General features: G+C 40.4%; 10 protein-coding genes. 7 read left to right on the top strand and 3 right to left on the bottom strand.

Annotation, left to right across the window (positions count from 1 at the left end):
• Positions 1 to 5: 5 nt before the first annotated feature.
• From IL355_RS11915 to IL355_RS11885, 7 genes are all read left to right on the top strand, one after another.
• Positions 6 to 578, top strand: coding sequence for a DUF4126 domain-containing protein (locus tag IL355_RS11915; RefSeq protein WP_192462347.1), 573 nt, complete (start codon positions 6 to 8; stop codon positions 576 to 578).
• Between the two features lie 71 nt (positions 579 to 649).
• Positions 650 to 1,363 carry a 3-deoxy-manno-octulosonate cytidylyltransferase gene (gene kdsB / locus IL355_RS11910; RefSeq protein WP_192462482.1) on the top strand — a complete coding sequence of 238 codons (714 nt, stop codon included), beginning with the start codon at positions 650 to 652 and terminating at the stop codon, positions 1,361 to 1,363.
• Positions 1,354 to 2,055 carry an HAD family hydrolase gene (locus IL355_RS11905; protein WP_192462346.1) on the top strand — a complete coding sequence of 234 codons (702 nt, stop codon included), beginning with the start codon at positions 1,354 to 1,356 and terminating at the stop codon, positions 2,053 to 2,055. Before kdsB ends, IL355_RS11905 begins: the two co-directional genes overlap by 10 nt.
• Positions 2,056 to 2,109: 54 nt before the next feature.
• Positions 2,110 to 3,237 carry an iron-containing alcohol dehydrogenase family protein gene (locus IL355_RS11900; RefSeq protein ID WP_192462345.1) on the top strand — a complete coding sequence of 376 codons (1,128 nt, stop codon included), beginning with the start codon at positions 2,110 to 2,112 and terminating at the stop codon, positions 3,235 to 3,237.
• A 56-nt stretch (positions 3,238 to 3,293) separates the two neighbouring features.
• Complete coding sequence (locus IL355_RS11895; RefSeq protein WP_192462344.1) at positions 3,294 to 3,824, top strand: 1-acyl-sn-glycerol-3-phosphate acyltransferase; 531 nt, start codon at positions 3,294 to 3,296, stop codon at positions 3,822 to 3,824.
• Between the two features lie 142 nt (positions 3,825 to 3,966).
• Entirely contained in the window at positions 3,967 to 5,988 is a 2,022-nt protein-coding gene (locus IL355_RS11890) for a YncE family protein (protein ID WP_225621219.1), read from the top strand.
• A gap of 208 nt (positions 5,989 to 6,196) precedes the next feature.
• Positions 6,197 to 11,017 carry a malectin domain-containing carbohydrate-binding protein gene (locus IL355_RS11885; RefSeq protein ID WP_192462343.1) on the top strand — a complete coding sequence of 1,607 codons (4,821 nt, stop codon included), beginning with the start codon at positions 6,197 to 6,199 and terminating at the stop codon, positions 11,015 to 11,017.
• 265 nt (positions 11,018 to 11,282) lie between these two features.
• Here the strand turns inward: IL355_RS11885 and IL355_RS11880 are convergent, their stop codons facing one another.
• The 3 genes from IL355_RS11880 to IL355_RS11870 all read right to left on the bottom strand — a co-directional run bounded on the left by IL355_RS11880 (position 11,283) and on the right by IL355_RS11870 (position 15,808).
• Positions 11,283 to 12,245 carry a bile acid:sodium symporter family protein gene (locus IL355_RS11880; RefSeq protein WP_192462342.1) on the bottom strand — a complete coding sequence of 321 codons (963 nt, stop codon included), beginning with the start codon at positions 12,243 to 12,245 and terminating at the stop codon, positions 11,283 to 11,285.
• 326 nt (positions 12,246 to 12,571) lie between these two features.
• Positions 12,572 to 13,786 carry an MFS transporter gene (locus IL355_RS11875; RefSeq protein ID WP_192462341.1) on the bottom strand — a complete coding sequence of 405 codons (1,215 nt, stop codon included), beginning with the start codon at positions 13,784 to 13,786 and terminating at the stop codon, positions 12,572 to 12,574.
• A complete protein-coding gene (locus tag IL355_RS11870) occupies positions 13,787 to 15,808 on the bottom strand; it encodes a copper-translocating P-type ATPase (protein WP_225621226.1) in 2,022 nt (673 codons plus the stop codon).
• Positions 15,809 to 15,880: the final 72 nt, after the last annotated feature.

Genomic DNA, 15,880 nt, shown 5'->3' with positions numbered 1-15,880 from the left:
ATTAAATGACGCCGGAAACCATTATCAGTATTTTTTTAGGTGTAGGACTGGCCGCTTCTGTTGGTTTTAGGGTGTTCTTGCCGCTATTTGCGCTTAGTTTGGCCGCATATTTTGATGTATGGGAGCTAAATGATAATTGGCATTGGATTGGAAGTTTAGCGGCTGTCATAACTTTTGGCGTTGCTACGATTGTTGAAATATTTGCCTATTTTATTCCTTGGGTTGATAATCTTTTAGATAGTTTTGCGGTTCCATTGGCCGCAATTGCGGGAACCGCTGTTATGGTTTCCACGGTAGCGGATTTAGACCCTGTGGTCACTTGGTCTTTGGCAATTATTGCGGGTGGAGGAACGGCAACTGCCATCAAAGGTGCCGGTGCTGCTAGTAGAATGGCGTCAACCGCTACTACTGGTGGTTTGGGAAATCCTATTGTGTCAACGGTAGAAACCGGAACAGCGATGGTAGTTTCCACAGCTTCCATCTTTATGCCCATAGTGGCAGCAGTTTTGGTCATTATCATTTTGGTGATAATTTTTAGGATTTATAGAAAGTTACGACCACGGCCCAAAGTGGAATAAAAGAAAAGGGACAAATTTTGGCCCCTTAAATTAAAGGATTAAACTAGCATTTGGATTTGAAAATAATTGCAATGATTCCGGCCCGTTATGCCGCTTCAAGATTCCCTGCCAAATTAATGCAGGACCTTTCCGGAAAACCGGTAATACTTCGCACTTACGAAGCAGCTGTAAAAACAAATTTATTTGATGACGTTTTTGTGGTGACCGATAGTCCTGTAATATTTGATACCATTACCCAAGCGGGTGGCAAAGCCATGATGAGCAAGGAAGAACATGATTGCGGTAGCGATCGTATTGCCGAAGCGGTTGCGGATATGGATGTAGATATTATCGTGAATGTGCAGGGTGATGAACCTTTTACGGACCGTGAAAGTCTGGTTGGCGTATTAGAGGTTTTTAAAACGGATTCTGAGAAAGAAATCGATTTGGCTTCATTAATGGTACGAATTGATGAAGACGAAGAAATCAAAAATCCAAATACCGTAAAAGTCATAGTTGACAACAGGAACTTTGCATTGTATTTTTCCCGTTCCCCTATTCCCTATCATCGAAATACAGAAATAGACCCCATTTATTTTAAACATAAGGGCATCTATGCCTTTAGGAAGGATGCATTGATGGACTTCCATAGACTTCCTATGTTGCCTTTGGAGGCCACAGAGAAAATTGAGGCCATACGGTATTTGGAATATGGAAAGAAAATTAAAATGGTAGAAACTACAGTTACTGGAATAGAAATAGATACTCCGGATGATTTGGAGAAAGCGCAGAAGGCATGGAAGTAGATTTTGGCAATATAAAAGTAATTGGATTTGATGCCGATGATACCCTTTGGGTAAATGAAACGTATTTTAGGGATACGGAAGAAGAATTTGCCAATCTTCTGGAAGGGTATGAGACCAAGAACAAAATAGACCAGGAGCTCTTTAAAATGGAAATAAAGAACCTTGACCTGTATGGCTACGGAATTAAGGGGTTTGTGCTATCCATGATTGAATCGGCATTGGATTTATCCAACAATCAAGTTTCTCAAAAAACAATCTCCGGCATTTTAGATCTAGGGAAAAAAATGCTCACACAACCCGTGGAGTTGTTAGATGATGTAACAAAGGTGTTGGAGGCGCTAAACGGTAAATACAGACTCATAGTTTTAACTAAAGGAGATTTGTTGGATCAAGAACGTAAATTGGAAAAATCTGGACTTTCCAATTATTTTCATCATGTAGAAGTTTTAAGTGATAAAAAAGAGGAGAATTACCAGCACTTATTAGATCATTTACAAATTAATGTGAACGAATTTTTGATGATCGGTAATTCATTAAAGTCCGATGTACTTCCTTTACTAAATATTGGGGCAAAGGCCGTTCATGTACCTTTTCATACCACTTGGCAACACGAGGAGGTGAAAACGGAAGAAGGAGAATATGATTATTTAAAAATTGGTAAACTCTCAGAAATTTTGGAGTATTTGCCGTAGCCTTCATCTAGTATCTTAGAAAAGGGAGGTTGGCTAATTTAGGTTGAAGATTATATGGAATTTAAGAAGGATTTGGGGATTAGTGAGGTAACATTGGAGAAGAAATTGACGTTCAAGAACTTTCCCATGGTTCCAAGGGTGGTCTTTGGAGCCGGATGTTTTGATCAATTGGGAGATATCCTATTATCCAAAAGAAAACATTCAGAGGCGCCTTTCATTTTTTTGGTGGATGATGTTTTTGAAGGAATGGAACTCGTTTCAAGAATTCCCTTGTTGTTCAATGACCAAATAATCTTTATTTCCGCAGATGAAGAACCCAAAACAGGGCAGGTAGATATCTTGGTCAAAAAAATAAAGGAAGAATACAGTGATTTACCTTCTGGCGTTGTGGGTATAGGAGGAGGAACCTTATTAGATTTATCCAAGGCCGTTTCAATAATGTTGACCAATAAGGGAAGTGCCACTGGATATCAAGGATGGGATTTGGTAGGAAAGCCATCAGTATACCATGTTGGGATTCCCACCATTAGTGGTACTGGAGCAGAAGTTTCAAGAACTGCTGTCTTACTGGGTCCGGAAAAAAAACTGGGAATTAATTCTGATTACACCACCTTTGATCAAGTACTATTAGATCCGGATTTAACCAAAGGGGTTCCAAAGGACCAATGGTTTTATACAGGAATGGATTGCTTTATACATTGTGTTGAATCTCTAGAAGGTACGTTCCTGAATGCTTTTAGTCAAAGCTATGGCGAAAAAGCAATGGATTTATGCAAAGAAGTGTACTTAGAAGATTTAGAGGATTCGGAATCTAGGGACAAATTAATGATGGCATCTTGGCATGGAGGAATGAGTATAGCCTATTCTCAAGTGGGTGTTGCACATGCCATGAGTTACGGTTTAGGCTTTTTGTTAGGCGTAAGACATGGAATAGGCAACTGTCTTGTTTTCCAACATTTGGAAGAGTTTTATCCGGAAGGAGTGGCGCTTTTTAAGAAAATGCAACAAAAACATCATATTGAGCTACCCACGGGAATTTGCTCCGGCCTTACAAGTGATGATTTCGATAAAATGATACAGGTTTCATTGGGTATGGAGCCTCTGTGGGAAAATGCTTTAGGAAGTGAATGGAGAAATATCATTACCCCAGAAAAATTGGAATCTATTTATCGCAAAATCTAATCTTCCTTAACCAATTATTGGTTACATTTTAAAACCAAATTTCATTTCCGGACCAGATGCAAAAGATAGCCCAATTTATTTTTTATAAAATTATAGGGTGGCAGATGGTGGGGAAATTTCCAGGACATCTTAAGCAGTTTGTGGTAGCTGTTGTTCCTCATACCAGTAATGTAGACTTTTTTTTAGGAGTCTTAGTAAGGGCGGTTTTGAATGAACCCATAAACTGGATTGGAAAAAAAAGCCTTTTCAATGCACCCTATGGCTGGCTATTTAGATGGTTAGGCGGTGCGCCTATTGATAGAGGAAAAAAAAACGATACGGTTACTGCCACGGCTAGAATTTTTGAAGAACGCGATGTTTTTCGTTTGACCATTGCGCCAGAAGGTACTCGCAAAAAGGTGGAAAGGTGGAAAACTGGGTTCTATTATATCGCCAAGGCGGCCAACGTACCTATTGTCTTGGTTGCTTTCGATTTCGGTAAGAAACAGATAAAATTTTCCGAACCTTTACATACTACAGGAATAGTAGAGGAGGATTTTGAGACTTACTATTCATTCTTTAAGGATGTTAAAGGTTTTCGTCATTAAAAGATATTTTCCGGTCATTAATCCTTGATTCTCTGGAAAAATAAATTATTGTTATAAAACCAAACCTTTTTCATAAAGTCTCGTAAGTACGCTTGGATGGCTATCGTAGTACATCCATTACACACTTAAAAACTTAATGATTATGAAAAAGAACTTTACAAAACCGATGGCTGGTCTTTTCTTGACGCTCGGTTTACTTTTTGCGGTTTCCTGTGATGACGATGACAATGGGGACATGATGGGCGAAGAAATCCCAACCTGTTCAGATGGTATTATGAACGGTGATGAAACAGGGGTTGATTGCGGTGGAACTGCATGTACGCCTTGCGAAGATGGAATGGAAATGGGTAGAAGAACGGAACTTTTCGTTACCAATAATTCCAATGGAGATATTACTAAGTACAGCATTACCGGTGATTCATTGGTTACCTATAGAACGGCATCAGATGCAGCGGAGGGTATTTATTATAACAAGGAAGAGGATTTATTGGTTCAAGCCTCTAGGTCTAGCATGCAATTGGAAGCCTTTAAGGAAACTTCCATGATTATGGAAGATATGGATGTAACAGCTGCTTTTAATGGAGCAATGGATTTAGAAAGTCCAAGGGAGTTGGCTGTTAGTGGTACTACCTATGTGGTAGCGGATACAGGCTCACACAAATTTTTTGTCTATGACAAAAGCGGGGATAGCTTTATGTTGACGGCCACGTTGGACATCCCTTTTCCAGTTTGGGGAATTACCTTTAAGGGTAAGGACTTATATGCTGTTGTAGATACTACCAGTGATTTGGCGGTTTTCTATGATTTTGCAGCCAACGCCCAAGACGGTCTGTTAAGACCTTCCAAGAGGGTGAAGATAGAAGGTATTGTTAGAACCCATGGCCTTACTTACAGTGCTGAGGATGATACAATGGTGATGACGGATATTGGTGATGCTGCCAATACTGCCGATGATGGGGGTTTTCATGTAATTAATGAATTCAGTTCTAAATTCGATGCGCTATCTGACGGAGATGTGCTACCAGTTGGTATGCAAATAAGGGTGGCAGGGCCATCTACTATGATGGGTAATCCAATTGATGTGGCTTATGATTCTGAAACGGATGCCGTTTACGTTTCTGAAGTTGGAAACGGAAAAGTTTTAGGATTTACTTCCATAGGCAATGGAGGGGATTTAGTTCCATCTTTTAATAAAGATTTGGAAGCGGCCTCTTCTATTTATTTTTCAAGTGATGAGACGGATATGGACATGGGTATGGAAACCATGGGGCAAGAAACCAGACTATACGCTACTAGTACGGCAAATGGTAATATTACTGTTTATGATGGAATGGGTGCATCCATGAAAACTATTGTTTCTGCTTCTACATCTACTGAAGGTATTTACTATTCACCTCTGAGCGATGATATTCTACAAGCTTCCCGTTCCGGTCTTATGCTAGAAAGCTATGCAGACTTTTCATCTTTGACAGATGCTAGTACGGTACAAGCGGCTTTTATGAGTGATGCGGATTTAATGAGTCCCAGGGAAATAGCAGTGTCAGGTTATAATGTTGTAGTAGCCGATAATGGTGAAAATAAGCTCTACGTCTATACTTTTGACGGCTCCTCTTTTATACTTCAAAATACATTACAGGTAGATTTTGACCTATGGGGAATTACGTTTATGGGAGATAATTTATTGGCCGTTGTAGATAACACTAGTGATTTGGCTATTTTCAATGATTTCATAAAAATGAATATGATGGATGGTTCCATAATGCCAGATAAGCAGGTGACCGTTGAAGGAATTGTAAGAACCCATGGTATTGATTACAGTGAAGCTTCAGATGTATTGGTAATGACGGATATAGGTGCAGCTTCAGATGCTAACACAGATGGAGGTTTTCATGTGATACAGGACTTTACCTTGGTTATTGATGCTTTGGAAGATGGAGCAACCATTCCCATGGCTAGTCAGAGTAGGGTTGCAGGACCGTCTACTATGATGGGTAACCCAATTGATGTAGCTTATGATCACAAAACGGACACGGTATTTATTGCGGAAGTTGGAAACGGAAAAGTTCTTGGCTTTGCCAACGCATTGGACAGTAACGGTGATGTCGCTCCAACAGTTAGTAATGATTTGATGAATGCTTCTTCTATTTACCTTTACAATAATTAAGGTAGACACTTAATAATTGAAAATCCGGTTTCGAAACGAAACCGGATTTTTTTTGCTTTAACCTGATAATGTAAGTATAAATAAAGATTTACTGTAATTGGTTTAAAAAAACAGTTTGTCGAGTCAATTTCTATTTCATCGACCTAACGCTTGTAAATTATTTAATGTCATTACTTTAGATGTCAAATAAACACCAAGCTAACACTTTATGAAAACCAAACTACTCAATGTTCTATTTCTCTTTATTTTCTTTTTTGGTCTAAGAGCACAACAACCTGAGACTAATAATTATGAAGTGCGTATTAACTCAGGAGGTAATGAAACTACCTATTTTGGAAAAAAATTTTCCAACGATTTCGCTTTTGACGCGGGTAGTACTTTAAATAGACCTCAAGCAGGCCTTCCGGAACCTTATAGCTCGTTTAGGTTCAGCAGATCGCAACAGATGACCTATAATGTACCCGTTCCCAATGGTCAATATACTGTTAACCTCCATTTTTCCGAACTCTGGTTCGGGGCCACCGGCGGTGGAGAGGGCGGTGCCGGCAAGCGCGTCTTTGACGTAAGCCTTGAAGGGCAATTGGCCGAGGACAACCTTGATATCTTTGCAGAGGTAGGGGCAGAGACCATGTTGGTAAAGACTTATGCGATTACCGTGACCGATGGTACTTTAAACATTCATTTTGATTCAAGGGATCAAGTGGGCGGCGAACGCCACCCGGTGATCAACGCTATTGAAGTACTGGGTGAGCAAACTCAAGATCAAGAATTGAATTTGCAGCCTATTTCTAATAAAATTGATGACGTGAATGATGTTGTTAATGATCAAGTTATAGTTTCCGGTGGAGACCCGACCCAGAATTATACTTATTCAATTTCTGGTCAACCCGATGGTATTACAATTGATTCTTCAGGAAATTTAACTGGAACCATTACAGAATTGGCTCTCGCAGGTGGGGAAAATAAAAATGGAATACACGACGTAACGGTTACCGTTTCGCAACAAGGGGTAGGTTCAAAATCACAGTCCTTCATATGGACCATTACTCAAGCTAGTTGCGAATGGACTGAAATGGCGGACTCGCATATCGAAAGATTTGAAGGAGTTAGTCAAAAAATTGGAGATAAACTATATGTTCTAGGAGGTTTTAAAAGAGGAATAAAAGTAGTTCCAGAAACGGAGATTTATAATGTACCGAACGATTCATGGCAAATTGGTGCATCAATGCCATTACCAGTGACGCATACAGCTGCGGTTGCTACAGGGGATGAAATTTGGTTAATTGGTGGTTTTGCAGGAGATAACCCCGGTGTTGCCACAAATGTGGTTCAGATATACAATGTGCTTACCGATTCTTGGAGAATGGGACCCGAATTACCAAGGGATATGGGGTCCGGAGCCACGGCTCTTTTAGGAGATAAGATATATCACTTTGGGGGTTTATTACCGGATAGGCAAACAGTTGTTGGAGATCATTTAGTATTGGATTTAAAGAATGAGGAAGCTGGTTGGTCATCTCTGGCCCCAATGCCAGAACCGCGAAATCACCATAGCGGTATTGCTTTGAATGGACTCATTTATGCCATTGGAGGTCAGGTAGGGCATGACGGTCCCCGTTATGATACCAAGTTCGTACATGCTTATAATCCAACTACCGATCAATGGACCCGTTTAGCAGATTTAGCCAGACCTCGATCTCATTTTAAAGCGGCAACCACTTGGCACAATGGAAAGATACTTATTAGCGGTGGTGTTCAGAACGGGGTTGTGATTCCTGATATTTCGGAATATGATGCAGCCACAAATTCATGGTCGGAAATTTGTAAGCTTCCCGGGAACGGTTTAGAGGAGGCTGCAGTGCAGGCTTTTGATAATGAGCTTATTGTAGCTGGAGGAAGGCCTATTACCCATAGCAATACGATTATTGACCAAACACTGTCGTTACCGCTGGCAACCAATTCCATGTTACCACCAACGGCAAATGCAGGTGACGATCTACAATGGGAACTAACCACAGATTCTTTAATGTTGAACGGAGCGGGCAATGACCCCGATGGTGGTTTTGTGGTATACCAATGGTCGCAAGTTAGTGGACCCAACCAGGCGGTGTTAGATAACCCTAGAGATGGTCAGTTGTTGGTTTCAAACTTGGCAGAAGGTAATTATGTATTTAGGCTTACAGTAATGGATGATGAAAACGATATGAATTTTGATATCGTGGCCGTTGATGTGGTACCACCGATTCAAGATATGGCCATAGAAGGTTTTGCGTATTATAGGTCTAGCGGTAGTGCGCCAAATTTAGTAGGCGGGCTTTATGATGGTGACAAGCTTTACCAGTTTCAAGATGGTGCATTTTTTGCAGGATTTGAAGCGGTGGTATCTAATAATGTTAAAAGTATACGTTATGAGTTAGAAGGACCTTTAGGTACTAAAACAATATCCCGCAACTTAGATAATTCAGAACCAATTTGGAACGAAGGAGCAGATTTTGGCATTCATAAGATAACAGCAACACCATTTTCAGAAATAAATGAAGGAGGGTTGGAAGGCAATTCATTGACAATAAACTATGAGATTGTTAACCATTGTGACGCTATTTCTATTGAAACCTATAGTGCTTCATCATGTGATGCGGCTGATGGTTATGCAATACTTTTAGATGCAGCAGGAAATAATTCTAGGTATGCGTCTAATTTAGACGAGATTTGGGTATATGATGATGAGCATGATTATTTTATAGCAAGAAATCTTACTCATGGTATTTATGAAATTAGTTGTGAAGATCGCACAAATAATGCTGATAGCATTAAGACTTTTGAAATAGGAACACAAAACCCTTGCTCAAAACCCAACGATTTCGCTTTCCGTATCAACACAGGCGGTACATCAGCAACCTATAACGGTGAAGCTTTTGAAGCCGATAACTACTTTGATACGGGCAGTACGCTTTATAGGCCGCAAACAGGTTTGCCAGATCCTTATCGCAGTTTTAGGTACAGCCGCTCCCAACAGATGAGCTATAACATTCCTTTGGACGATGGCGAGTATACGGTTAACCTTTATTTCGCAGAATTATGGTTTGGGGCCACTGACGGGGGGCCAGGTGGAGTAGGTAGCCGAATTTTTGATGTAAATATTGAAGGAATTTTATCAGAAGATAATTTGGACATCTTTGCTGAGGTTGGGGCGGATGCCATACTTAAAAAATCGTACACAGTAACTGTAACCGATGGCGAGTTGAATATTGATTTTGATTCAAGGGATCAAGTTGGCGGAGAACGCCACCCGGTGATCAATGCCATTGAAATTTTAGGTCAAGTTATCGAACCAGAAGAACGACCCTTTGTAACCACTTGGAAAACCGATAATTTTGGAATTTCGGAAGACAACCAGATTACCATAACTACTTATTCTGGGGAAACCTATAATTATTATGTAGATTGGGGTGATGGATCCACTTCTGAAAATGTGACAGGAGATATTACCCATACCTATAAAGCTCCCGGTATCTATACGGTATCAATAAACGGTGATTTCCCAAGGATTGATTTAAATGTTTTTCCTGCTGATAAGTATGTTGAGACCGACGGTTTAAAGCTACTTACTGTCGAACAATGGGGCGATATCGAATGGAGTAGCATGCAAAATGCTTTTTTTGATTGCGCCTCACTTGACGTAGTGGCCACCGACGTACCCGATCTTTCACGGGTGACATCGATGAACGGAATGTTCGGCGATTGTGATAATCTAATTGGCACACCGGCATTCAGCGATTGGAACGTTTCCAACGTGATTGATATGAGCTATATGTTCTTCAGTGCCGATGCTTTTAACCAAGATATAGGGAGATGGGACGTTTCCAGCGTAAGCGATATGACGCGCATGTTCTGGGTCGCCAGGTCTTTTAACCAGAATATTGAGGGATGGAATGTTTCGAACGTGACGGATATGTCCGCCATGTTCTTCTTTGCAGGTTCTTTTAACCAAGATATCGGGGATTGGGATATATCGAACGTGGCAAATATGGAAGTTATGTTCGAAAACTCTGGTCTTTCCAACGAGAATTATGACAATATACTAATAGGATGGAGCCAGCTAGCCTCGTTGCAAAACGGGGTTACCTTGGATGCCCCCAAAAACCAATATTGCGATGCCGAAGAGGCCAGACAGCATCTTATCGATGCCTATGGGTGGGAAATCAACGATGCCGGAAAAACCGAAGATTGTGATAATACACAAGATTTTGCCCTCCGGATCAATACAGGTGGAACTTCAACTACCTACAATAATGAGACCTTCGCGGATGACCAATACTACGATACTGGCAGGACTTTAGACCGCCCTCAAACAGGCTTGCCCGAACCTTACCAGACCTTTAGGTTTAGCCGTTCACAGCAGATGGGGTATACTATACCGGTACCGGATGGTGAATATACCGTCAAACTTCATTTTGCGGAACTTTGGTTCGGGGCAACAGGTGGTGGAACCGGTGGTACAGGTTTACGTGTCTTTGATGTAAGCTTGGAAAGCAATCTAGTAGAAAATGACCTGGATATTTATGCAGAAGTTGGTGCAGAGGCCATGTTGGTCAAGACCCATACGGTAACGGTAACCGATGGAGAATTGAATATAGATTTTGATTCACGTGACGAGGTAGGTGGACAGCGCCATCCGGTCATCAATGGTATTGAGATAATTCGTGGTTCTTTAAATGGATTATCTACGATAGCTGAAAGTTCCGAATTGAAACAGACCAATTTAACTGCTTCAGTGAATGAAATGCTACTGTATCCCAACCAAGCCTCTGTTAGTACCAACATTAGTTTTGATAAACCAACTATATTAACGGCTATTTATCTCTTTGATATGTCTGGAAGGTTACTTCAATCGTACGCTCCCAAGGAGGTAAAAAATGAAGATTCGTACGGCATAGAGGTCAGCCAGTATTCCAAAGGTCAATATCTTTTAAAAGTAATAGATAAAAAGGGTACGAGTTATTCCCGCACTTTGATAATACAACGTTAAATTTTTTACTATCTAATTAAAGAGGTCTTTTAGGCCTCTTTTTTATTATGCTTACTAAAAAAAATCATCTTTTTTAAAACCAATTTGCAAACAGTTCGTATATACCCCAAAATATATACAACAGTTTTGATCATATAGCTCTATGCTTTTACACTAACCACCTATTAGTATAGTATTTGGTTGTTTTAGGTTTTATTAGTTAGTAGTGGTAAAAAGCGGCTCATTGAGCCGCTTTTTCTAAGTATATTGCTTATTAAGGATTGTTTTAATTTCTTCTGTCGTATGTATTTGCAATTGCACTAATAACAATCATTTGCATAATATGAAACACCATTAAGGGCAATAATATAATTCCCTGTATGGCCATACTGCCAAATAGAATTTTTGAAAACACGGTACCGTGTACTAATGACTTTTTCGTGCCACAAAATTGTGCGGTGATTCTGTCTTCCATTGAGAAGCCCAGGAATTTTGAAATAAATTGTAGCAAATAATAAACTACAACGAATAAAATGCCTGCCCCCACCAAGAGTAGTGCTAAGTCCATCCAAGAAATATTTCCAAATAAATCTTCATTGAACGATTTTACATAGCTTTTATAGATTATCAGTAGGATGACCGCTTTATCGAAGGTGGCGAGTTTACTGGAATTTTGCTGTACAATGGCGCCGAAAAACCGTTGAAGTGACATCCCCACAAATACCGGAACCAAAACCTGAAGGAGGAGATTGATATATATTTCCTTTAGATTAAAATTGATTTCAGAATTATCCCAAAAAAATCCCATCCATAAAGGAGTGACCAGAACTCCAATAATACCTGAAATACTGGCGTTAAAAATAGCAGCAGGAATATTTCCTTTGGCCAAGGAGACCATTACAACACTCGAGCTTACCGTAGAGGGTAGGGCGGCCAAAAAGAAGAAGGCTAGCCATAGGGTTTCTTGCTCCTCTGTAGTTATTAATGGTCTAAAGAACAGCACTAATACCGGAAACAGTAGAAAGGTTGCACCCTGAATTAAGAGATGTAACTTAAAATTACCTAACCCAGACTTTAATTTATCAGGACTTAGTTTTAGTCCGTAAAAGAAGAAAATTAAAGAAATTCCAATGCTACTTACAGTATTTAAAAGTTCAACTGTACCCCCAGTTATCACATGTGGAAAAAGATAGGCCAATAGTATGACCAACAAGATACCCGTTACAAAATAATCTATTTTCAATCGCATCAATAGTTGATAAATGGCACCTAACTTTCAGCTTTCATATTTCAGACCATCAAAAAAGGCCGCTTAAAGCGACCTCAATTAAGTATTCTGAGTACAAAGCTATTCTTTCATGGTGTGATATACGTTCTGTGTATCATCTTAACGATGATAAATAATTGATTTTAAATATTTTAAAAATTTAATCTTTTAAATTAGTTCGTTATTTGTTCGATTTTAAAATATTAATCTAGTAAACAACTTAACTTTACAAGACCAATAAACATATTATTCCTTTTTCATATCCCATATAAAATAAAGTTACTTTTTTATCACAATAATAAGAATCCCTAATTTTTTGGTTGTAGATAATAAACCAATCCTATTGCAACCAAAACGACTAATCCTGCAATTATAAAGGGATAATAAAAGCCACCTGCCAACAACCATGTTCCCAACACAGGTCCCAAAATCTGTCCGATACTGTTCGTGGAGCTTTGAATGGAAATATTACTTCCCGTATCTTCCTTGGATAACATAGAGACCGCCGAAAGCAGGTTTGGGGTTACCATGGCACCGCCACTGGCAAATAGTATTATCATGCCATATACAGATAGCTCATTTTGTAAAAAGGGGAATACTACGAGCGATACCCCTGTTATCAATAAGCCTAACGTGATTTGCTGTTTCGAGGTCATTATCTTTTCCCCATAAGTAGCAAAAACAGGCTGTAAGACTGCCATCACAGAACCGCAAAGCATAAAGCCAATACCGACTTGATTACTATTGAACGCTAATTCATCCTTGCCATAAATTGAAAATACGGTTTCAAAGAGGGTCACAACAAATTGCATGACAAAAGACAGTGCTAATAGTACCATAAAATAATGACTAAAGGAGAAACTGAATTTTGTCGATTTTTCTCTGATCTTGGTCGCAACGGCTGTATTCTTCAACCATTTTACAATTACGAGCAACACGATAAAACCTAATACGGCTGCAAAGAGAAATGGAACCGAAAATCGGTTAAAATGAAATACCCAAAAAGAAAGTTCCCAATGTATATTGGTCTGGGATAAGAGGCCGCCCAAAACAGGGCCGAAAATAACACCAGAACTAATTGCAACACCTGACCATGCCATTATTTTGGTTCTTCGTTTTTGCGAGGTTATATCACTTAGATAGGCATTGCTTACAGGGATGACAGATGAAGTGAATATTCCCCCTAAGATACGGGCGGCATAGAGCATGGCAAGCGAAGTGGCCAGTCCGGTCAGCAAGTTCATTGCTATAAATCCGATAAGGCCCACTAGAATTATGGGCTTACGACCATACTTATCCGAAAGTCTGCCCCATACAATTACGAATATGAGTTGGAATAACGGATAAATGCTGGTCAACATGCCGATATGGAAGTTAATCCGGTCGGCATCTAAATTATCCTTTAATGCCAGTCTTTCGGTATAGTAGGGGAGTATGGGCAGCAGTATCCCGTACCCTAGCATAACGACAAATAAACTTAGCAGAATCAAAAATATCCTGCCAAGTTTTTGTGGCTTGTCCATTTATTTCTTCGCAATTTTCCTCTTTAGTAATTGAGCGTTGATGGCCACAATGATAGTAGACAGGCTCATAAAAACAGCACCGACCGCCGGACCTAGGACAAATCCTGAAGAATACAAGACTCCAGCTGCTAAGGGAATAGCCACAACATTATAACCGGTTGCCCAAATCAGGTTTTGGATCATTTTGTTGTAAGTGGCCTTGCCGAATAAAATCAGGTTGGCTATGTCCTGCGGATTACTGTTGACCAGAATAATATCGGCGGTCTCTGCGGCAACATCGGTGCCCGAGCCAACTGCGATTCCCACATCGGCCTTTGCCAGTGCAGGTGCATCGTTTACCCCATCGCCGGTCATGGCAACAAATTCTTCTTTGTTTTGTAATTGCTCTACGATTTCAACTTTTTGGTGGGGCAAAACTTCGGCATAATAACCGTCAAGCCCCAGTTTTTCACTTACTGCCTTTGCGGTCTTTTCATTGTCTCCTGTTGCCATGAGTACTTTTATATTGTTCTTTTTGAATACTCTAATCGCTTCGGCGGATTCCGGTCTGATCTCATCGGCAAGGGCGATATATCCCACCAATTTTCCATCGATAAGGACAAAAACCACCGTTTCCGCAGCATCGCTGTAAGCATCTTCTGGAATGGTTATTTTTTCATCCCGTAAATAACCGGGGCTTACCACTTTTATCTTTTTGCCCTCTACAGTCGCTTCAACACCTTTTCCGGTAATGGAATTAAAATTTTCAGGTTTAGGGATTGTTATCTTATCCTCTTTGACTTTTTTGATAATGCCAACTGCAATGGGGTGTTCGGAACTTTGTTCTAGGGCACTGGCAAGCCGTAGGACTTCGTCAGAGGAATAGTTATTATCTACCGATTCTATACGGGTAACGCCAAAATCTCCTTTGGTCAGCGTTCCGGTCTTGTCAAAAAGCAGAGCGGATATTTTTCGGGATTCTTCAAATGCCGTCCTGTTGCGGATCAATAATCCGTTCTGTGCAGAAACTGCTGTGGAAATGGCTACCACCAATGGAATGGCAAGACCCAGTGCGTGAGGACAGGCAATGACCATAACCGTAACCATCCGTTCCAAGGCATATACAAAGGGGAAGCCCAATACTAGCCAAACAGCCAATGTGCCAAAACCAATCGCCAATGCAATATAGGTAAGCCATTTGGCAGCCCTATCTGAAAGGTTTTGCATTTTGGATTTTGTTTTTTGGGCTTCCTCGACCATGGTTATCACTTTATTTAGATAACTATCCTTACCGGTATGTTCCACCTTGACCTTTAAACTACTGTTCCCGTTTACCGAACCACCTATCACTTTGTCGTTCAGTTCTTTTTTTACAGGTTTGGATTCTCCTGTAAGCATCGATTCGTTCAAATAACTGGAACCTTCTACGATAATACCGTCCGCAGGAACTTTCTCTCCTGGTTTTATCAGGATCAGATCACCTTTCAATAAATCTTCCAGTGCTATGTCCTCTATCGTATCGCCTTTTACGAGGTGTGCTTCGGCGGGCATCATACTAACCAATAGCTGTAAGGCTTTAGAAGCTCCCAGAACACTCTTCATCTCTATCCAATGGCCTACGAGCATAATAGCTATAAGGGTAGCCAGTTCCCAAAAGAAATCAACACCTTCAAGACCAAAAACGGTAGCCGAACTGTAAAAATAGGCCACACTTATAGCCATGGCAATCAGGGTCATCATTCCCGGGGCACCTTTTTTTACCTCAGACCAGAACCCCTTTAAAAATGGCCAGCCACCATAGAAATACACTATGGACGATAGCGCAAATAGAATGTACGGATTGCCCGGCAGCAAAAATTCATAGCCGAAAAATTCCTGGATCATCGGCGACAGAAATAGAATAGGTATGGTAAGTACCAAGGTTACCCAAAAACGTTTTCTAAAGTCAGCGATCATCATCTTATGGTGGTCATGACCCATCTGCCCATGTTTCGGATTATGGCCTGAATGGTCGTCATGGCTCATTTTGTGTTCCTTATCCATGGCTTTGGTATGGCCATGCTCGGTTTTTTCGGCCAGTGAATCTTTCAATTCGGTCTTTTTATCTACTGCCTT

Source organism: Euzebyella saccharophila, assembly GCF_014855495.1.
GTDB classification, from domain to species: Bacteria; Bacteroidota; Bacteroidia; order Flavobacteriales; family Flavobacteriaceae; genus Euzebyella; species Euzebyella saccharophila.
This window is presented reverse-complemented; position numbering and strand designations above follow the sequence as displayed.

What these genes read in the sequence shown, in the direction of transcription:
- IL355_RS11895 (WP_192462344.1), top strand. Translation starts at nt 3,294, where the DNA reads ATGCAAAAGATAGCCCAATTTATTTTTTATAAAATTATAGGGTGGCAG.
- IL355_RS11915 (WP_192462347.1), top strand. Translation starts at nt 6, where the DNA reads ATGACGCCGGAAACCATTATCAGTATTTTTTTAGGTGTAGGACTGGCC.
- IL355_RS11875 (WP_192462341.1), bottom strand. Translation starts at nt 13,786, where the DNA reads ATGGACAAGCCACAAAAACTTGGCAGGATATTTTTGATTCTGCTAAGT.
- IL355_RS11900 (WP_192462345.1), top strand. Translation starts at nt 2,110, where the DNA reads ATGGAATTTAAGAAGGATTTGGGGATTAGTGAGGTAACATTGGAGAAG.
- IL355_RS11870 (WP_225621226.1), bottom strand. Translation starts at nt 15,808, where the DNA reads ATGGATAAGGAACACAAAATGAGCCATGACGACCATTCAGGCCATAAT.
- kdsB (WP_192462482.1), top strand. Translation starts at nt 650, where the DNA reads ATGATTCCGGCCCGTTATGCCGCTTCAAGATTCCCTGCCAAATTAATG.
- IL355_RS11890 (WP_225621219.1), top strand. Translation starts at nt 3,967, where the DNA reads ATGAAAAAGAACTTTACAAAACCGATGGCTGGTCTTTTCTTGACGCTC.
- IL355_RS11885 (WP_192462343.1), top strand. Translation starts at nt 6,197, where the DNA reads ATGAAAACCAAACTACTCAATGTTCTATTTCTCTTTATTTTCTTTTTT.
- IL355_RS11905 (WP_192462346.1), top strand. Translation starts at nt 1,354, where the DNA reads ATGGAAGTAGATTTTGGCAATATAAAAGTAATTGGATTTGATGCCGAT.
- IL355_RS11880 (WP_192462342.1), bottom strand. Translation starts at nt 12,245, where the DNA reads ATGCGATTGAAAATAGATTATTTTGTAACGGGTATCTTGTTGGTCATA.